25 protein-coding genes, 1 other RNA gene and 1 other annotated feature are annotated in these 18,989 nt (G+C 38.9%); of the genes, 4 read left to right on the top strand and 22 right to left on the bottom strand.

Annotated elements, in window-relative coordinates; genetic code table 11:
* Positions 1 to 106, bottom strand: a sequence feature (ribosomal protein L10 leader region). This feature is flagged as partial in the annotation.
* A 9-nt stretch (positions 107 to 115) separates the two neighbouring features.
* The 11 genes from rplA to ACLR96_RS01250 form a co-directional block, all read right to left on the bottom strand.
* A complete protein-coding gene (gene rplA, locus ACLR96_RS01300; protein ID WP_177267451.1) occupies positions 116 to 811 on the bottom strand; it encodes a 50S ribosomal protein L1 in 696 nt (231 codons plus the stop codon).
* A gap of 63 nt (positions 812 to 874) precedes the next feature.
* The gene (gene rplK / locus ACLR96_RS01295) at positions 875 to 1,300 is read right to left on the bottom strand and encodes a 50S ribosomal protein L11 (RefSeq protein ID WP_147593182.1); all 426 of its coding nucleotides are present in this window, start codon (positions 1,298 to 1,300) and stop codon (positions 875 to 877) included.
* A gap of 67 nt (positions 1,301 to 1,367) precedes the next feature.
* A complete protein-coding gene (nusG, locus tag ACLR96_RS01290) occupies positions 1,368 to 1,925 on the bottom strand; it encodes a transcription termination/antitermination protein NusG (protein WP_177267452.1) in 558 nt (185 codons plus the stop codon).
* A 49-nt stretch (positions 1,926 to 1,974) separates the two neighbouring features.
* Positions 1,975 to 2,238 (bottom strand): preprotein translocase subunit SecE, encoded by a 264-nt coding sequence (gene secE / locus ACLR96_RS01285; RefSeq protein WP_177267453.1) that lies wholly within the window; start codon positions 2,236 to 2,238, stop codon positions 1,975 to 1,977.
* Between the two features lie 12 nt (positions 2,239 to 2,250).
* Positions 2,251 to 2,400, bottom strand: a complete 150-nt coding sequence (gene rpmG, locus ACLR96_RS01280) for a 50S ribosomal protein L33 (RefSeq protein WP_177267454.1) — start codon at positions 2,398 to 2,400, stop codon at positions 2,251 to 2,253.
* Between the two features lie 183 nt (positions 2,401 to 2,583).
* The gene (locus ACLR96_RS01275) at positions 2,584 to 3,438 is read right to left on the bottom strand and encodes a 4Fe-4S binding protein (protein WP_177267455.1); all 855 of its coding nucleotides are present in this window, start codon (positions 3,436 to 3,438) and stop codon (positions 2,584 to 2,586) included.
* 10 nt (positions 3,439 to 3,448) lie between these two features.
* The gene (locus ACLR96_RS01270; RefSeq protein WP_177267456.1) at positions 3,449 to 4,531 is read right to left on the bottom strand and encodes a nickel-dependent hydrogenase large subunit; all 1,083 of its coding nucleotides are present in this window, start codon (positions 4,529 to 4,531) and stop codon (positions 3,449 to 3,451) included.
* Positions 4,532 to 4,548: 17 nt separating this feature from the next.
* The gene (locus ACLR96_RS01265; RefSeq protein WP_177267457.1) at positions 4,549 to 4,908 is read right to left on the bottom strand and encodes an NADH-quinone oxidoreductase subunit C; all 360 of its coding nucleotides are present in this window, start codon (positions 4,906 to 4,908) and stop codon (positions 4,549 to 4,551) included.
* Entirely contained in the window at positions 4,908 to 5,378 is a 471-nt protein-coding gene (locus tag ACLR96_RS01260) for an NADH-quinone oxidoreductase subunit B family protein (RefSeq protein WP_177267458.1), read from the bottom strand. The genes ACLR96_RS01265 and ACLR96_RS01260 overlap by 1 nt, the downstream gene beginning before the upstream one ends.
* A gap of 13 nt (positions 5,379 to 5,391) precedes the next feature.
* On the bottom strand, positions 5,392 to 6,261 hold the full coding sequence (locus tag ACLR96_RS01255; protein ID WP_177267459.1) for a respiratory chain complex I subunit 1 family protein: 870 nt from the start codon (positions 6,259 to 6,261) through the stop codon (positions 5,392 to 5,394).
* On the bottom strand, positions 6,261 to 8,189 hold the full coding sequence (locus ACLR96_RS01250) for an NADH-quinone oxidoreductase subunit L (RefSeq protein ID WP_177267460.1): 1,929 nt from the start codon (positions 8,187 to 8,189) through the stop codon (positions 6,261 to 6,263). Before ACLR96_RS01250 ends, ACLR96_RS01255 begins: the two co-directional genes overlap by 1 nt.
* A gap of 200 nt (positions 8,190 to 8,389) precedes the next feature.
* On the opposite strand from ACLR96_RS01250, the gene ACLR96_RS01245 reads away from it, so the two are divergent.
* Complete coding sequence (locus tag ACLR96_RS01245; protein ID WP_412265077.1) at positions 8,390 to 9,391, top strand: NAD(P)/FAD-dependent oxidoreductase; 1,002 nt, start codon at positions 8,390 to 8,392, stop codon at positions 9,389 to 9,391.
* 30 nt (positions 9,392 to 9,421) lie between these two features.
* Here ACLR96_RS01245 and ACLR96_RS01240 read toward each other — a convergent pair whose 3' ends face one another.
* The 5 genes from ACLR96_RS01240 to ffs all read right to left on the bottom strand — a co-directional run bounded on the left by ACLR96_RS01240 (position 9,422) and on the right by ffs (position 12,561).
* A complete protein-coding gene (locus ACLR96_RS01240) occupies positions 9,422 to 9,694 on the bottom strand; it encodes a pro-sigmaK processing inhibitor BofA family protein (RefSeq protein WP_243206933.1) in 273 nt (90 codons plus the stop codon).
* Between the two features lie 98 nt (positions 9,695 to 9,792).
* Entirely contained in the window at positions 9,793 to 10,392 is a 600-nt protein-coding gene (gene recR / locus ACLR96_RS01235; protein ID WP_177267461.1) for a recombination mediator RecR, read from the bottom strand.
* A gap of 3 nt (positions 10,393 to 10,395) precedes the next feature.
* Complete coding sequence (locus tag ACLR96_RS01230; RefSeq protein ID WP_412265076.1) at positions 10,396 to 10,749, bottom strand: YbaB/EbfC family nucleoid-associated protein; 354 nt, start codon at positions 10,747 to 10,749, stop codon at positions 10,396 to 10,398.
* 20 nt (positions 10,750 to 10,769) lie between these two features.
* The gene (gene dnaX, locus ACLR96_RS01225; protein ID WP_177267463.1) at positions 10,770 to 12,362 is read right to left on the bottom strand and encodes a DNA polymerase III subunit gamma/tau; all 1,593 of its coding nucleotides are present in this window, start codon (positions 12,360 to 12,362) and stop codon (positions 10,770 to 10,772) included.
* Positions 12,363 to 12,461: 99 nt separating this feature from the next.
* Positions 12,462 to 12,561, bottom strand: an RNA gene (ffs, locus tag ACLR96_RS01220) — signal recognition particle sRNA small type.
* Positions 12,562 to 12,727: 166 nt separating this feature from the next.
* Between ffs and ACLR96_RS01215 the strand changes: the two genes are divergently transcribed.
* Positions 12,728 to 12,922, top strand: a complete 195-nt coding sequence (locus tag ACLR96_RS01215) for a hypothetical protein (RefSeq protein WP_177267464.1) — start codon at positions 12,728 to 12,730, stop codon at positions 12,920 to 12,922.
* A 173-nt stretch (positions 12,923 to 13,095) separates the two neighbouring features.
* Here ACLR96_RS01215 and ACLR96_RS01210 read toward each other — a convergent pair whose 3' ends face one another.
* Entirely contained in the window at positions 13,096 to 13,374 is a 279-nt protein-coding gene (locus tag ACLR96_RS01210) for a hypothetical protein (protein ID WP_177267465.1), read from the bottom strand.
* 6 nt (positions 13,375 to 13,380) lie between these two features.
* Positions 13,381 to 14,763: a transposase gene (locus tag ACLR96_RS01205; RefSeq protein WP_177267466.1), complete on the bottom strand. Its 1,383-nt coding sequence runs from the start codon at positions 14,761 to 14,763 to the stop codon at positions 13,381 to 13,383.
* Between the two features lie 164 nt (positions 14,764 to 14,927).
* On the opposite strand from ACLR96_RS01205, the gene ACLR96_RS01200 reads away from it, so the two are divergent.
* Both ACLR96_RS01200 and ACLR96_RS01195 read left to right on the top strand, forming a co-directional pair.
* Positions 14,928 to 15,356 carry a helix-turn-helix domain-containing protein gene (locus ACLR96_RS01200; RefSeq protein ID WP_177267467.1) on the top strand — a complete coding sequence of 143 codons (429 nt, stop codon included), beginning with the start codon at positions 14,928 to 14,930 and terminating at the stop codon, positions 15,354 to 15,356.
* Between the two features lie 61 nt (positions 15,357 to 15,417).
* Positions 15,418 to 15,582 (top strand): hypothetical protein, encoded by a 165-nt coding sequence (locus ACLR96_RS01195; RefSeq protein ID WP_177267468.1) that lies wholly within the window; start codon positions 15,418 to 15,420, stop codon positions 15,580 to 15,582.
* Here ACLR96_RS01195 and ACLR96_RS01190 read toward each other — a convergent pair.
* The 4 genes from ACLR96_RS01190 to ligA all read right to left on the bottom strand — a co-directional run bounded on the left by ACLR96_RS01190 (position 15,579) and on the right by ligA (position 18,971).
* Entirely contained in the window at positions 15,579 to 15,725 is a 147-nt protein-coding gene (locus tag ACLR96_RS01190) for a hypothetical protein (protein ID WP_177267469.1), read from the bottom strand. The genes ACLR96_RS01195 and ACLR96_RS01190 overlap by 4 nt on opposite strands.
* A 33-nt stretch (positions 15,726 to 15,758) precedes the next feature.
* A complete protein-coding gene (locus ACLR96_RS01185; RefSeq protein WP_177267470.1) occupies positions 15,759 to 15,950 on the bottom strand; it encodes a hypothetical protein in 192 nt (63 codons plus the stop codon).
* A gap of 65 nt (positions 15,951 to 16,015) precedes the next feature.
* Positions 16,016 to 17,017: an AIR synthase-related protein gene (locus ACLR96_RS01180; RefSeq protein WP_177267471.1), complete on the bottom strand. Its 1,002-nt coding sequence runs from the start codon at positions 17,015 to 17,017 to the stop codon at positions 16,016 to 16,018.
* A gap of 4 nt (positions 17,018 to 17,021) precedes the next feature.
* Positions 17,022 to 18,971, bottom strand: coding sequence for an NAD-dependent DNA ligase LigA (ligA, locus tag ACLR96_RS01175; protein ID WP_177267502.1), 1,950 nt, complete (start codon positions 18,969 to 18,971; stop codon positions 17,022 to 17,024).
* Positions 18,972 to 18,989: the final 18 nt, after the last annotated feature.

Below are 18,989 nucleotides of genomic sequence, written 5' to 3'. Positions count from 1 at the left end.
TGCTGTCCGCAGGACAACAAGGCACATGTATTTACATTGTACCTCGGCGGGAAATTAAGGAATATCCCATTCCACCCGCTGTCTACGGTCGATTATTTTCTTATTTAATTTTGACCTATCCTAATTTCATAGGATTGATCTTTACTCCAGGTCCCATAGTAGAAGTAACTACTACACTCTTCAGATACTGACCTTTGGCAGACGCAGGCTTAGCTTTAATGATAGCTCCCATTATAGCATTGAAGTTATCAGCAAGCTTGTCAGCGCCAAATGAAGTCTTGCCTATTGGCGTATGAATTATGTTGGCCTTATCCAAACGATATTCTACTTTACCTGCCTTAACTTCTTCTATTGCCTTAGCCACGTCCATAGTTACCGTACCCGATTTAGGGTTAGGCATCAGACCTTTAGGACCCAAGACTTTACCAAGTCTTCCTACAACACTCATCATATCCGGAGTAGCTATAACAACATCGAAATCAAACCATCCCTCACTCTGGATCTTCTGAGCCATTTCCTCAGCACCTACAAAATCTGCACCGGCTTCTTCTGCTTCTGTAGCCTTAGGACCCTTAGCAAAAACCAGAACTTTTTTTGTCTTACCAACGCCGTGAGGCAGCACGATAGCTCCTCTGACCTGCTGATCAGCATGTCTTCCGTCAACGCCGAGACGTGCATGAAGTTCAATAGTTTCATCAAACTTTGCTTTGGAAGTTTTAACTACTATATCCATAGCCTGTTCTACATCATAAACTTCCGCTTTGTTATATTCCTTTACGGAATCCTGATACTTTTTACCTCTTTTAGGCATTTTATTCCTCCTTGTGGTATTAACGATCCTCTGACTTTTAAACAAAGAATCTCCCACTCTCGCTTAGTCTTCAATAACGATTCCCATACTTCTTGCAGTTCCCTTAATCATTTCGGTAGCTGCTTCAAGACTTGCCGCATTAAGATCCGGCATCTTTGTCTTCGCAATCTCCTCAGCCTGAGCTCTTGTCAGTGTAGCAACCTTTGTCTTGTTAGGCTCGCCTGAAGCTGACTCAAGACCTGCAGCCTTCTTAAGCAATACTGCTGCAGGAGGTGTTTTACAAATAAATGAAAACGAGTGATCTGCATAAACAGTAATTACTACAGGAATGATCATTCCGGGCTGATCCTGCGTTTTAGCGTTGAACTGCTTACAGAAATCCATGATATTAACACCATGCTGACCTAAAGCAGGTCCGACAGGAGGCGCAGGGTTTGCGTTCCCAGCAGGAATCTGAAGTTTTATATATCCTTCAATTTTCTTTGCCATTCAATCCATCTCCTTTCTTTATTATTCCCCTTATAATAGGGTAGATTTAATGTAAAAGTGTATTTTACTAAAGTTTGTCCACCTGAGCAAAATCCAACTCTACAGGCGTGTCTCTTCCGAACATAGATACTTTTGCCTTCAGTGTCTGTTTCTCCATATTAACTTCTTCCACAACTCCCATGAAGTTTTCGAAAGGTCCGTTAATAACCTTCACTGTATCGCCAACATCTATATCCAGATCAATATATATTTTCTCTATTCCCATTCTCCTTACTTCTTCCATTGTAAGAGGAATAGGATCCGAACCATGTCCTACAAATCCCGTAACGCCTTGTGTATTTCTTACGAGATACCATGATTCATTAGTTACTATCATCTTTACGAGAACATATCCCGGAAACATTTTTCTGGTCTTAACCTTACGCTGTCCGTTTTTAACTTCTACTCTGTCTTCTGTTGGCACGATTACGTCGAGGATAAGGTTCTGCATACCTCTGTTTTCAACTATTTTCTCGATATTGACTTTCACCTTGTTTTCATGACCGGAATAAGTGTGCACGACATACCATTTAGCTTCGCCGTCACCTCTCAGGCCCTCAAGACCTTCCAGGTCCAATTTTTTCATTTCATTGTTTTCACACATTGTACTTCTGAGCTCCTTATCCATACATGCTTTAGAAACATACGGCTTTAATAGCTGCTAATACGCCTGTGTCAACTGCCCAGAATACCGCTGCAAATACCACACAAGTAACAAGTACTACCGCAGTAAAAGAGCCGAGTTCCTTTTTCGTAGGCCATACCACTTTCTTCATTTCCAGTTTTACACCCTTGAAATACTCTTTTATTCCGCCTTTTTTCTTTTTATTGCGAGTGGACGCCGCAACAGCTCTCTGCCTGGCTGTACTGGTGCCTTTTTCCTTTGACGTTTTTGCCATAGTAATTCTCCCTTACTTGGTTTCCTTATGAAGCGTGTGCTTCTTGCAGAACTTGCAATATTTGTTGATTTCTATACGGTCCGCAGTATTTTTCTTATTCTTTACCGTATTGTAATTTCTCTGCTTACATTCTGTGCAAGCAAGTGTAACTTTTACTCTCATTTTATCTGTCCTCCGTTTAACTTAAAGTAAGAGCAGCACCTGCCCTTATTTGATTATTCACACAAAGTCGCTAAATAATTGTATATTACAACGCTGTCAATGTCAAGATTTTTACAGAAAAAATATGCAAACAGGGCTAACCCTGTCTGCATATCACAATACTTTACCGATTATTGTTAACTCTTATTTTACGGTCTCCATCGTAAGGGCGTCAGCAGGGCAAACATCTACGCATGCTCCGCAGCTTACGCATTTTTCTTCTTCAAGAGTCCAGTTGTCAATCTCCGCTGAAATAGCCTCAGAAGGACATTCATTGGCACACATATTACAATAAACGCATTTTTCCTCATCTACTACAGGAACGGATTTAGCAACAGGTTCAGCATCCTGCTCCGCTTCTTCATTTTCCGAAGCTGCTGTATCAGAAGGCGCTCCTATGGACAAACACTTCTTAGGGCATTTATCTACACATGCTCCGCATTTTACACAAGCATCATCGTCAACTTTCCATACCTTGGCCTTTCTGTCAACCTCTAATGCATCACACGGGCAAGTTTTAGCACACAATCCGCAGTAAACACAGGCATCAAGATCACATACAAGCTTGTCATCATCTGATGCTTCTACTGCATTGCTATCCGTTTTCTTGTCGTCATTCTTTTTACCGTCTTCCTTATCAGCTTTAGGAGCAGGCTTTTTAACCTCGACATCAACGATATCAATAACCTTTTCGGCACCCGGCTCTGTATATTTAGGATTCATTTCAAGGCACTTCTTAGGGCAGGCTTCAACACATTCTCCGCACTGAACACACTGCATTCTGTGAATCTCCCATTTTCCGCCTTTTCTGTCTACATTTATAGCATCCGCCGGACATCTTTTAGAACATATACCGCAAAGGATACATTTTTCAGCTTCGATGTCGATGCTGCCTCTTGTCCTTTCCTGCCATTCTCTTTCCACTACAGGATACATGAGAGTCGCAGGCTTTTTGAATGCGCTTTTCAATACTGTCTTTGCAATTTTAAAAGCTCCCATTAACTCTCACCTACCTTTCTGTACAACTTATACAAGGGTCAATCGTAAGTACCATCATAGGCACATCTGCCAAATCACAGCCCTGCAGAATTTTAACCAATGCAGGAATATTCATATTGGTCGGTGTTCTGACACGCATTCTCTGTAAGAATTTAGTTCCGGCTCCTTTAGCATAGTAGTAAGCCTCGCCTCTAGGCTGTTCAAGTCTTACCATATATTCGCCCTCAACATTACCTTTCACAGGAACATCCACAGGACCATCAGGAATTTTATCTACAGCTTTCTTTATCAGCTCTATTGACTGAAATACTTCGCCAATTCTAACCTTACATCTTGCATAACAGTCTCCTGCTTCTTCAACCACAGGTTCAAAATCCAGATCTTTATAAACACCATGATTATCTGTCATTCTCATATCCTGACCTACACCGGATCCTCTTGCAACAGGGCCTACAGCACACAATTCGATAGCATCTTCTTTAGATAACACTCCGACACCACACAATCTGTTTTTAACAGAATCATCTTCTATAAACACTGTAGTTATATCTTTTAATTCCGCCTTGATACCTTCCAGCGTTTCTGAAATTTCCCTAAGAGTCTCATTATCTATATCTTTTCTAAGACCACCTACTTTGCAGATAGAGAAAATAACTCTGCCGCCTGTAGTTTTCTCGAGAATATCCAGTATAGTCTCTCTTATTCTCCAGCAGTGCATGAACAAACTCTCAAATCCAAATGCATCTGCCAGCAAGCCGAGCCACAGCAAATGACTGTGCAGTCTTGACAATTCATGAAGTATAGTTCTCAAATACTCTGCTCTCTCGGGAACCTTTACGTTCATAGCTCCTTCTATAGCTGAAGCCGCACCCCAACCATGTCCGAAACTACAGATACCGCAAATACGTTCTATAACATATACCATCTGGGTATAGTCCCTTTTTTCCACTAGCTTTTCCAATCCTCTATGGATAAATCCGATAGACGGGATAGCTTCCACAACCGTTTCATCTTCAACCACTAAATCGATATGAACAGGTTCGGGAAGTACCGGATGCTGTGGTCCGAAAGGAATTATAGTTTTCTTACCCATATCATTACCTTCCTTTCCTATTTCTTCGGACTCCATGGAGTAGGTTCAGCAACTTTAAAGAAGTTGCCCTGATAATCCAGTTCCATATGATTGAACTGAATGCCGAACAGGTCGCGCATTTCATTTTCATATATGAATGCAGGCCAATATATTCCTGTTATACTTTCTACTTCTTCTCCCTGGGAAATAACCAATCTTAAATTCAATAACTTATATTCCTTATCAAAAGAATACAATATTTCAAATTTATCATCTACCACAGTAGCGCATGCCTGCGCAAATCTATAGCCTTCATCTTTCAAGTCCTTAACTTTTGTAAGAAGTTGGGAAAGTTCTACAGGTGTAAAGTTCTGTTTAACGTCTACTCTCTCACTCATCAGTTCTCCCCTCCTTCTTCAGTCTTTTCTTCAGATATTCCGAGTTTCTTCATATTATCTCTCTTTTCCTGAAGAACAGCCAAACCCTTCACTACACCATCTATTATAGCTTCAGGTCTTGCAGCGCATCCCGGAACATAAACATCTACCGGTATAACACTGTCAACACCGCCCATAATATTATAGCACTGCTTGAAAATTCCCGCAGAACATGCACATATTCCAACAGCTACAACTACCTTGGGCTCAGGCATCTGTTCGTATATTTGTTTTACAACATCTTTATTCTGTTCGTTAACGGATCCCGTTACAAGAAATACGTCCGCATGTTTAGGATTTCCCGTATTTATTATACCGAATCTTTCCACGTCATACATAGGTGTAAGACATGCCAAGACTTCTATATCACATCCGTTGCAGCTGGATCCATCATAATGTATGACCCATGGTGATTTCGCAATATATGACATTTCCACACCTCCTTTACACTATCAAATACAATACGAAAATATTGATCACGCCGCAGACAAGAGCAACTATCCACGCCGCCTTAAAAGCAAACTGCCACTTCATTCTCGCAAAGCTGTTATCAATGAGAACTTCGAAGAAGTACGCTACTATAGCTACAACTACGCCTATAATAGTTCCCCAAACTGTACCGTTGGCAAAGAACAGGAACACAAATCCCAGCAGGAAAATGTTTTCATACCAGTGCGAAATCTCAATCCATCCTAATGTTCTTCCGGAAAATTCTGTAGTGAGACCTCTTACCAATTCCTGATGAGCATGGTGTGACATACTCAGGTCAAACGGAGATTTTCTGAACTTAATAGTCAGTATAAATACAAACCCCGCAAAAATACCGATAAGCGGAAGGAACGGCATTGATGTTCCGCCGATAATATCCGACACGGTAAAGCTTCCGCAGTACATATAGAAACCAATAGCTGTCATCAATACCATAGGCTCATATGCCATCATCTGCAGAAGTTCTCTTTCTGCTCCAACCTGAGCATAAGGTGAATTGGATGAAAACGCAGCTATTATCAGGAATGCGCTTGCTATAGTCAGCGTAAATATTACAAGAAGCAAATCACCCCCTGCAAAGAATATAGCTCCCGATGCCATCACGAAAATCACAAACAGCATTACATAATAATCCTGTACTTTCGTTACCGTCTGCTTTTCCTTTTCAAACAACTTCAGTACATCGTAGAAAGGCTGAAGAATAGGCGGACCCACTCTTCTCTGCATTCTTGCAGAAAGTTTTCTGTCGAGACCTGCCAGAAGTCCTCCTGCCAGAGGAGCCAGAATCAGGTATGCAATCACAGATATTATTGTTTTAATAATCATTATGCAACACCTCCCAACAGGCTGACAAGCGTTCCTATCATTATGCCAAGTCCTATTATTATCATGGCAGTAGTCAATATACCGCCGATAAGATTCATCTTCTTTTCTCCGAAGTATTTGTCCATATGCCAGTTTCTCAATGAGAACTGAACATCCTTACCCATTGATCCTTTATAAGTTCTGTTATCCCCTTCATTAACACCTGCAAGGTATATCGGAACAATCTTTTTCTTGGATTTTCCAAAGCAGAATCCTGTAATGAGTATGATGAATACGAGCATAACTACCATTATTATCATATTGTTAGACGAAAGAACTGCTGATGCCAAGCCTCCGAACACACCTTCCAGATAAGGAACCAGCATATACATGGAAACGAGAGGGAATATAAGACATACCAATATAGTAAGCACTACCAGCGTACCCTGAACAAACCATTCCTCTTTATGTACGTTCTGCTGTATGTTCTTTTCATTTGCAACAATAGCTGAAAGTTTACCCATCCATTTGATCCAGTAGAACGCTGTGACAGCACTGCCGAAACAGATTATACCTACGAGTATCACATTCCCTGAATCAACAAATGATGTCATTGCTGCCCATTTTGAAATCAGCATACCGAAAGGAGCAAGGAACATACCCGCTATCCCGATCATCATAAATGCTGCCAGTCTAGGCATTCTTACAAACAAACCATCCATATCTTCGATATCTCTGCTGCCGATATTATGTTCCGCAGTTCCAACACACAGGAACAGCAGCGATTTTGTAACAGCGTGAAATATTATTAGCATAATGCCTGCCCATACTGCTTCGGCAGTTCCTATGCCTCCACATGTTACTATCAAACCCAAATTAGCAATAGTCGAATAAGCAAGGACTCTCTTCGCATTGCTCTGAGATACGGCTGCAAATGTTGCCAGAAGGAATGTTATTCCGCCGACCATCATAGTCATAATTCCTGCAAAGTTTCCCATTCCTAAAACAGGGGACAATTTTATTATCATAAATACGCCTGCTTTTACCATAGTTGATGAGTGAAGCAGAGCAGATGTAGGCGTAGGCGCTACCATAGCTCCCAGCAGCCAACTGTTAAACGGCATCTGAGCAGCCTTTGTAATACCTGCGAAAGCAAAGAACGCTGCAGGAATAGCAATAAGATCACCGTAAACAGATCCGATCATAATCATAGTATTTAGTTCAATGGTTCCAAATACAGTTCCCAGTATAACGATACCTACAGCAAATCCCAGTCCGCCGAGAAGGTTCATTATTAATGCTCTGAATGCATTGTTTGTAGCTTCTTTCGTCTTTGTAAAGCCGATAAGCCAGAATGAAGATAAGCTGGTAATCTCCCAGAAGAAATACATCCAGATCATGTTGTTGGAAGTTACCAGACCGATCATCGCTCCAAGGAAAATAAACATTACAAAAAAGAACCAAGGTCTCCTGTCTTTTTCATCGGAATGATGATGCTGGAAATCTTTCATGTATCCCAACGCATAAACGGTTATCAAAGAGCCAATAATACCAATAATCAAAATCATGATTATCGAAAGTCTGTCAACGTACATGTTGTTCTGGACTTCAATGCCATGAGCTTTAGTAAGTTCAAACCAAATCAGCAAAGGTGTTTGGATGATAGCAAAAAGTGATGCCAGATATTTCTTGTGTTTTATGCCTATGATGACGATATACAGCGCAAGCAGCGCTTCAATACCCATCATAACATAATTAACAATTTCATTATGGAACGCAAATGTAGTTCCGCCTGATTTGAAATACTGGACAGCCACGACGATAGCAGTGGCCGCAATCACAAATGCGGCGATCTTTACTACTATGTCTCTGACCTTATCCTCTTTACTTACTAAAAGAATCAAGGCAATAATTATTGGAAAACCAATAAGAAAAAGTATAGTGCCCATATAATCCTCCTAATAAAAAATAACTGGTGAGATAAATTATCATGTTTATTATACATATATATATATGCAATAATCAAGCATAAACCAATATGCGGAATACTCTGAAAACTCCTTTTTATTTGTGTTTCGGAGTATAACAATTATTTCGCAAAATCATTAAAAAATCAAGGCAATTTTGTCTTATTTATGGAGGTAATATTTTGAAAAAAATCTACGATATAACAATCATAGGCGGAGGCATAGCAGGAATGACTGCTGCTATTTATGGATGCCGATCAGGTAAAGATGTACTGATCATAGAAAGAAGCGTTTTCGGAGGTCAAATAATTTCCACATCTGAAATAGAAAACTATCCGGGTCTTTCATCGATAAAGGGATATTCATTTGCTCTTGACCTTTATCAGCAAATTGACAGAATGAACGCTGATAAAGCAAATGATGACGTATTATCTGTCCGAACCGAAGATAGCATAATAATCATAGAGGGGAAGAAAGATTCTTATAAATGTAGGACAGCCATAATAGCCGTGGGAACAAAAAACAGGGCTCTCTCACTTCCGGGAGAAGAAAAATTTATCGGAAAAGGAATCTCATACTGCGCTACATGTGACGGAGCCTTTTATAAAAATAAAACCGTAGCCGTTGTGGGAGGCGGAAATACAGCTCTGGAAGAAGCTCTCTACCTCTCCCTTCTATGTAAAGAAGTTTACCTGATACATCGGCGCGACAAATTTTCCGGAGAAAATACACTTCAGAAACGTGTATTTGAATCAAAAAATATAAAAATTTTATTCAATACAAAGGTAATCGGGCTTCATGGAAAAGATTTTCTTGAAAAAATAGAGATCCTCACAGAAAGGAAGTCTTCTGATCCAATTTCCGGCAGCAGTTACGAACAATCCTATAAAAACGTCGAAAACGGACATTCTCAGGAAACTTTCGCCGAAGTTCTTGAAATAGAATGTCTGTTTACAGCTATAGGTCAAATACCTCAGAACAGCTCATTTTCCAATATAACGGATCTTGACGAAAACGGATATATCATTGCGGATGAAACCTGTAAAACTCGTACAATCGGGGTATTCGCAGCCGGAGACTGCAGGTCAAAAGAGCTGAGACAGTTAGTGACCGCTGCCTCCGACGGGGCAGCAGCTGCCTCGGAAGCCATAAAACTTCTAAATACACAGACGACTAAGATATGATCCGCTTTTTATTATACTCGGGCATTTTATCTAAAATAAAGAAAAATATATTAAAAGCCCTGCTATACCGGGAACTCCCAAAAGTCCTGCTATAAATACGGTAATAAAATTCACGGGTACGGAAAGCCCCGCAAATCCTCCGATCAAATTTATAACAACGAGTAATATGCCTCCCATGACACCGTTGAACAATAGTTTGATAAGACTTTTAATAGGAACAATGAGTATCTTTCCAAAAAAATAAATAAGCATCAGACCCGCTGTATATGCCAGAAATATGCCTGCTTCCATTCCGAAATCCATTATAATCTACCTCCTGATGATAAAAAATAAGAGACAATAAATCTCGTCTCTTAAATATATTTCAGGTATGTACAATTTATTACAACTCACAGGCTTTATTATAGTTCCCGCCTTCCCTCCATAGCCTTAAGAAGAGTTACCTCATCAGCATATTCCAGATCTCCTCCTACAGGAATACCATGAGCTATCCTTGTAACTCTTATTCCGGAAGGCTTTATAAGTCTGGCGATATACATAGCTGTCGCTTCCCCTTCGATATTTGGATTGGTAGCTATCACCAGCTCTTTTACTTCCTCATTTTGAAGTCTGACTATCAGACTTTTGAGGTTTATATCATCAGGGCCTACTCCATCCATAGGAGAAATAGCGCCGTGAAGAACATGGTAATATCCTCTGTATTCCCTGATCTTCTCCATAGCTACAACATCTTTAGGACTTTCCACCACACAGATAATACTTCTGTCCCGACTTTCATCAGAGCATATTACACATGGATCTGTATCAGTAAGATTGCCGCATACGGAACAGTATGTCATTGATTTTTTTGCATCAGTTATAGATCCCGCCAGCTCCGCAGCCGATTTATCGTCCATAGATAAAATATGGAAAGCAAGTCTCTGCGCCGTCTTTCCTCCTATCCCTGGAAGTTTTGACAGCTCATTTATCAGTTTATTTAAAGGTTTAGCATAATATTTCATTTTTTACAGTCCCGGTATGCCAAGTCCGGCGGTAAGCTTGTTCATCTCATTTTGCGAGATTTCTTCCATCTGTCTCAATGCTTCATTAACAGCCACCATAATAAGATCCTGAAGCATTTCGATATCATCGGGGTCGACAACATCAGGTTTTATTTGTATATCTTTTATTTCTTTATTTCCGGAAACCTTCACTGTAACAGCTCCTCCTCCCGAAGATGCCTCCGTTTCCATTTCGTCTATCTCCGCCTGAAGCTCATCCATCTTTCTCTGCATCGCCTGCATCTGCTGCATCTGCTTCTGCATATTTCCCATACCCGGCGCCTTAGGCTTTTTACCGGCTCTCATTCCTTTGCCCATATCAATTTCCTCCAAATAAATTACTGTATCTCTACATCTATACCGAGAACGCTTTCAGCTTGTCTGGCCACATCCTCTATTGTTTTATTCTTTCCGGCAGTCATATTTCCGCCATTTAATTCAAGTCTCATGGCCCGTCTCCTGCCTGTATGCTTTTCCATGAGATTTTCCAGAAGCTCCCGGTTCTTCTCTGCATGTTTTTTTACATGTTCAGATCCCGCTGTCACGGTAAATTCATGCTCGCCTATATCTGTCAGCATACTACCGCTGCCGATTATATAAAAACTTCCCTTAGCTGCCTCTCCATCTTCAAATACAGCCTTCCATACAGCATCATAATCAAACGAATGTTTGTCTGCGGATACTTCCGTATCATCTGAATTTTTACCGGAAGATATTTTATCAGCACTATGAATATCAGTATTCATCGTGTCCCCCGGTGTTTTAGCCGAAGCCTCATATTGGCTGTTATCATTGTTTGATGAATATACAGACCTCTGCGCAGATACGTCTTTTTCCGGAATATTCTTCATCTCCGAAGAAAGATTCACTACAGCCAACTCCAAGAGTATCCTTGGCTGAGTCGACCATTTGGCTTCCCTCATTGTCTTTGATAATTCCAATATCCCCTTGTTTATATCTGTAATATCTATGCTGCTGCTTTGTTTTCTTATCCGGTCTATATTCTCCGCAGACATATTTATGATATTCTGAGGATCCTTTATAAACTTAGTCATCAAAAGATTTCTGTAATGATTGACCCAGTCTCTCATAAACTGTCTGACATCCTTTCCGTCAGACAGCACTCGATCTATAAGGAGCAGTGCATCGGCCGTCTTTCCCTTTCTTATCATATCTGTAAGTTCCATAAAAGTTTCTTCACCAGAGGCCCCGAGAAATTCCAAAACATCTTTTGCTCCGACCTCGGTATCTCCTCCCGAAATACACTGATCCAATATACTCAGACCATCCCTCACAGATCCGTCGGCATTAGCCGCTATTATTCTCAGCGCATCTTCTGACACATTTATATTTCTCTTCCTGCAGATATCGTCCATACCCTTTATAAGCAAAGTTTCAGGCACTCTTTTAAAGTCAAGTCTCATACATCTTGATAATATGGTTGCCGGAAGCTTTTGCGGTTCTGTAGTAGCTAATATAAAAACTACATATTCGGGAGGTTCTTCAAGGGTTTTAAGTAATGCATTAAAAGCTCCTGAAGAAAGCATATGAACCTCATCTATGATATACACTTTTTTTCTCCCCGATGCAGGAGGATATTTGATACTTTCTCTAAGTTCTCTGATATTATCAACACCGTTGTTAGATGCAGCATCTATTTCCACGACATCTAAATAAGTGCCTTCTTTTATACTCATGCATACACTGCATTTACCGCATGGCTTGCTTTCTTCCTGTGAGATACAATTGAGTCCCTTTGCCAGTATTCTGGCGGTCGTTGTTTTTCCTGTTCCTCTGGTGCCGCAAAACAAATAAGCATGGCTCGTACTGTCCGTATCTATTTGGTTCTTTAAAATTTTTACGATATGCTCCTGCCCCAGTATCTCATCAAATACCTCGGGACGATAGGCTCTGTACAACGCTGTATACATGCTCTGTCCTCTCTTTTTAATTTGTTCCTGTACTCCTCTGTCTTATGGTTAAGAGAAAACAGGCAAAATATAAATTGCCCTTTGAAAGCTCCGCAGGCGTAGGAGAAGGCTTATCTGCGGCACATAAGAGCTTCCGCTTATTGCTGCTTCCTTCCGGACCTGACAAGGTTCACGGCGTCCTATTGCGCAGGACCCAAACCATGCAAGCGGAACCATCAAAAGGCAATTTATCTATGTAATTATATTATTTTTATGAATAAGAGTCAAGGGTTTTGATAATTCGTTTTAATTCGCAAACTAACATTTTATTATAGTACCATTCCCAATTATGTGATATAATTTATTATAGAAAGGAGGTGAACCCAATGACTGATAATGAACAACGAGCCCACGACCTTACGATGGCTTATATTTACATGTCTATTCAAAAAGACTTGCCTTTACAAAAGAAAGGCTATACAAAATATCATCCAGAACTACATGAAATATATGAGCAAAAATACCATCAATATTTAATATGGTCTAAAAGGGAGTTTCCAATGCCAAGCTCTGTGGATTAAATCTTTTTTGCCTATTCCGTAAAAAGAAACCTCATAAAATGGGAGTATGAAATAAATTAACTGTAAAAATGCATCTTTTATTGTAAATTTCATTTTTTATTCCTTTCTAAAAAAACAAAAACCACCTTAATCAGGTGGCTTTAGTAAATTAAATGTTTATAAAATTGGATTGTTTATTTTATCATTTGATGTAATTCTTTGATTGCCTTATATGTTTCATATTGAAACTCTAACAATTTGGAAAACCCCTTTAGTAAAAAACTAGTTAAAACAGAATACACTAATACATATATAGAAAGCACAAGACCTCCCATATGTTGGGCTGTTGAACCGAATACTATTAAAGCTATTAATAATCCAGCCACAAGTGTAATTCCAGCTATAACATTAATACCCTTTATAATTGTCGTCGGTTTGTCTTCAAAATTTAACTCTTGTTTTTGTTGTTCCATTTACTCCTACTTCTCCTTTAAAACCCGCTTAAACAATAACTTTATATCTTCATTGCAATGAGAATACAACTCCATCAACTCAAACAAACTGAGTATCGCAAACATGTCATCTATATAAAGGATTACATATGCCTGCACTTTTGGCATATAACTTTTCAGTATGACAGGTAATGACTTTCCTAAAAACTTTTCACCTTCTGGTAATAAAGTATACAACTGGAAAAATAAATAACCCAGCAATACACTTATAATATGAAACAATATCACATTACATTTAGTGCTTTTAAAATCTTCTATTTTCCAGAAGTCTTTTAACTGTCTATAATCTTCTTCTATTTCAGTTCTTATTTCATATGTTTTTATAATCTCTGTTGCACTTCTGTCAATATCAGTTGTAATAAATACAAAGTATTCGTCAATACTATTTTCTCTAACAACACAAGCATTAAATGAAACATCTTCACTTATATTGTCACTTCTCCAATACTCTCCCATTTCAGTAACTAAAGTTATTTCCTGAGTTTTTCTGCTCGGATGTTTAATCCACTTATTTTGGATTATGGCATTTGTAATTGCCATCTCATAAGCTTCCATATTTTTCTTTAGGGGTATATACACATCAACATTCCTATTATGCTTTAAATAATTTATAATTTCCCTTGATAAGAAACCTCTATCTTCGATTAAGATATCTCCCTTTTTTAAAACAGGAGAGTTTAACAAAATATCTTTACTAAGTTTAATATCATGCATGTTTAAACTTCCGAAACGTATATCTTCAATAATCCCAGTATCTTTTACGAGACCTCTTAATGTTGCAAGTTTATATCCTCTTGCTGGTTGTTTGTCTCTCTTACTAATAGCTATACCAGACTTTTCATAATGTTCATTATCAAGATTTACTTCTAAGTCTGTGCAATCTAATATGTGTATATCAGGAATTATATTCATTAAAGGCATAACACCTTTTTGTACTACATCATTGTAGCCATTTATAAACTTAATCTCATCATATTTTCCTAAAAGGAATCTAAGACTGCTCTCCTGCATGAGACCTGATTTCAAGTTACCTTTGTCATCTCTTATCGTATATCCAAATTCCGCTAATGTTTTATGGTCGCTAATAGCAAACGGAATATCCACTAAACTTGTCTGTATTTTCATTTTAGCAACTATCGCACAAGCCCATATCAATTTATACGGTATACAGATATTCTTTCCTCTCAAATCAGGTATATTTTCTGTAATACAATCAAAAACTTTATTTGAGTGCATTTTAAGAACAATATCATCAACTAAATTAGCCGAGCTTAAACAAACGGCATCTAATCTGCCTTTATGTATTTCCTCTATGACATGCTGTTGTGAGTGCTTACATAATCTAATCATGTCATCACCTCGTTAACATATCAATACCTCGGCGTTTTTGTAATTTAATTATATCAACATTTCACCATTTGTCAATTTATTTTAATCAAAAGTGATAATTATTTATCTAATATGATAATGTAATGCCATTTTATAAACAATATAATGAAACAGAGGTGATTAATATGATAGGAGAACGCATAAATAAACTCCGTACACAAAACGGATTTACACAAACAACACTGGCAAAAAGACTTGGATTATCTCGTTCAGCCATAAATGCTTGGGAAATGGGTATAAGTATTCCCTCAACTCAATATCTTGTTGAACTTTCTAAACTATTCAAAGTATCAACGGATTATATATTAGGATTAGAACCGTATGAAACTATTGATATTAGTGACCTCAATGACACTGATAAGAAAACCATATATAATTTAGTTACACGCTTCAAACAACATCAATATGCGATTGATTTGTTATATAAACATGATGAAATTATGTATGATGATGATTATGAAACTCTTGATATGATTAGTCCTCGTACCCAAGGAACTGTCATCCCTAAAATTCCTAAAGGTAAAAGAAAATCATCAAAAAACTCCGATAAGTAGTCGGAGTTTTGTTTTTGTGATATAATATGATTCTTATTTTATTTATGAAAGGAGAGTTATAATGGAACAAAGTTACAAAAAAGTATTAGCAGAAAAATTAGCATTGCAAGCAATTCAATCTAACATATTATCTTTAAATGGTTTAAAAGACAATATTCATAAAGGAGAAGAAATTGCAACACTTTATAATTCTATTTTAGAAAATCTAAAAATAGAAGAAGATTAAAACCCTATTTTAGCTCTGGCTTCAACCAACGAAGCCAGAGAGTCTATCTTCTTAACTACAGCATTTGTATCATCAAGTGAATTTTGTATGTCTTTACAAATTAAAATAATTGTCTCATCTAAGTAATCATGTATACTTTGCATAGCAACCTCCTTAATATTTATCTACTTTACAAATTAGAGAATAGTATGAACGATACAGGCTTGCTCAATATCTAAAGTGTTTTCACATTGAATATTTAACCCACCTGTTTCGATAGTAAAAGAATGGAGCAATTCACTGAAATCGTCAAATTCTGGATGTTTTTTTGCATATGCAACAAAATCTTCTATATTTGATATTTTTAATGTCTGGTAAAATTTTTTCATAGAACACCTCATTTCTCTGGAGGAAAGGATTTACTTTGCGAATTGGAGATAATTCGGATTTTAAACTACTTTTTTCCGACTACTTTATATATCTCATCAGCATAGGGTGGCTCTATTTGAGAAAATCCGTCCGCCTCTTTTTTCATGATCCCGAAATCACCTTCTTCTACCCTGCCTACGACTGTACAACGTACTCCTGCCTCTTTCATAGCTGAAAGCATAGCATCCTTTTTCTCAGGAGATGATACTATAACCATGGAACCACTGGAAATCAAACGCATAGGATCTATATTAAAAATACTGCAGATCTTTTCCGTTTCAGGTTCTATCGGTATCTGATCCTGCCAGATCTGCGCACCGGTATGAGATATTTGGCACATTTCCCAGATGGCGCCCATTATGCCGCCCTCAGTTATATCATGCATACCGTGGGTGCCGACAATACCTGCAGCAACCCCTTCATCCACTACGCTCACCATATCGAGAAAAGATTTCGCCTTTTTGATCTCATCTTCCGTCAGTGCTTGCCTGAGTCGGTCCTCGTAATCACAAGCTATAATACCGCATCCTTCAAGCCCCACGGACTTACTCATCATTATGTAGTCCCCCGGCTTCATATCATTGCCGCTCTGCGAATGTCCTGAAATAGTCCTGCCTATTGCAGTAGACACTATTACAGGTTGTATAACAGCTGGTGTTATCTCAGTATGTCCTCCGATTATCTCCACCCCCAGACTTCCTGCTGTCTGGGCAGCCTGCCCCATTATATGCTCCACATCTTCTTCTGTAGTTCCTTCCGGAAGCATTACCGCCAGCATTATTCCAACAGGCCTCACTCCATTAGAAGCAATATCATTGCATGTTATATGAATTGAAAGCCGCCCTATATCACTTACAGCCGCCGTTATGGGATCAGTAGACATAATACAATCGTATTGTCCGAAATCCACAACGGCACAGTCTTCTCCTATTCCCGGCCTGACCTTAACATTATCGCTTCTGTAAGTTATCTTATCAAATACCAGTTTCTTCAGCAGATCACTGTCTAACTTTCCTGTTTTTAGCATAATATCATTCCTCTATCATTTTCAAAAAATCTTCTTCTGTTATTATAGGGATACCCAATTCCTTTGCTTTTTTATTTTTAGACGAAACTGAAGATATATCATTATTTATAAGATAACTTGTCTTACTGCTTACGGAAGAAGAGGTTTTACCTCCTGCTTTTTCTATTTTATTCTTTACAGCATCTCTGTTTTCAAAATAATATACCTTGCCGGTTATGACAAAAGTAAGACCCGACAATTTATCGCTTTTCTCTTCCAAGTCGTCTCCTTGCAAATCAAGCATGGGCATCAGTGATTCTATTATCCTCAGCTTTTCCTCGTCATGAAAAAACTCTACATACCCCTTAGCCATTATATCTCCTATGCCGTCTATAGCAACAAGCTCATCTTCGGTAAGACTGCATATCTTACTCCAATCATTACCACATTCTTTAGCAATCATCTTTGCATTGGCCACTCCTATATTAGGTATCCCAAGACTGAAAAGAAGTCTGGCAGCCGTCGTATGACTTGCTTTTTTGGCCGCACTTATCAGATTTTCAAAGGATTTCTCTCCGAAACCTTCCATGGTGATGATTCTCTCTCGCCACTTTTCCAACTGAAACAGATCGGCAAAATCTCTTACCATACCCTCATCCACAAATTTTTCCAGCGTTGCTTCAGAAAGCCCCTCTATATTCATGGCATTCCTGCTGACAAAATGTGTAAAGGCTTTTATTCGTTTTGCGGGGCATTGGGAATTAGGACAGTGAAGAGTTTCAACTCCGTTATCATCTCTTATAACAGTATTGCTCCCGCATACAGGGCACTCATCAGGGGGGGTGACAGTTCCGCTCTTAGTCAGATTCTCTGCTATCTGAGGTATTATCATATTAGCTTTATAAACGCTTATCTCGTCACCAATCCCCAGCTTCAGTTCTCTTACTATACTGAGATTATGAACAGAAGCTCTGCTGACTGTGGTCCCTTCCAGCTCCACCGGCTCAAATATTGCGATGGGATTTATAAGTCCTGTCCTTGAAACATTCCACAATACTTCCCGAAGATACGTCTGCTTTGTCTCATCCTTCCACTTAAATGCTATGGAATCCCTCGGAAATTTAGCTGTGGCACCAAGAGAACGACCATAAATGATATCATCGAAAATCAGTACCAACCCATCTGACGGGAGAGGAAAATCCGTTATACGATCCTCAAAGTTTTCAACTTCACTTTCCACGGTTCCGGCTGATACTTTCACATAATCTACCGTCTCAAATCCTTGCCTGTTCATCCACTCAAACTGCTGATGCCGAAACTGGGCATCGTAACCCTCTGCAAGTGAAAATGCAAAAAATTTCACATGCCTTTCGGCTGTTATCTCATTGTTAAGCTGCCTTACCGTCCCGCTGCAAAGATTCCTCGGGTTTTTATACTTCGCATCCGCATCTCCTATGGCATCATTTATTTCATTAAAATCATCATAACTTATAACAGCCTCTCCTCTTACAACCGTTTTTTTCTTTTCCGGTATTTCCAGGGGAATATTGTCGAAGACTTTAGCGTTATTGGTTATTACTTCTCCGACCACGCCATCTCCCCGTGTAACAGCTTTTAAAAGCTTTCCTTCCTCATATGTCAAAACTATAGTCAGCCCGTCCAGTTTCCATGACAATAAGCCCTCCATCTCTCCGAGCCATTCTTTAAGTTCAGAAATATCCTTTGTTTTATCAAGAGACAGCATCGGTGAAGGATGCCGCTCTTTAGGAAGGTTGCTCACCACCTGATAACCCACATTAACCGTAGGGCTGTTCGAAAGAACTATTCCTGTCTCATTTTCCAGAGCCTGCAGTTCGTCATAAAGTTTATCGTACTCCTGATTTGATATTATCTCATTGCTTTCCTGATAATATACTTTGGCAGCTTTGTTTAAAAAAGCTACTTTTTCTTCCATCAGTTTTCGCTTGTCTTCCATATGACTATACCTCTTTTT

Origin of the sequence: Lentihominibacter sp. (assembly GCF_046951855.1) — a bacterium.
GTDB lineage: Bacteria > Bacillota > Clostridia > Peptostreptococcales > Anaerovoracaceae > Lentihominibacter > Lentihominibacter hominis.
Note: the sequence above shows the minus strand (reverse complement) of the source record. Positions and strands in the feature narration are given on the sequence as shown.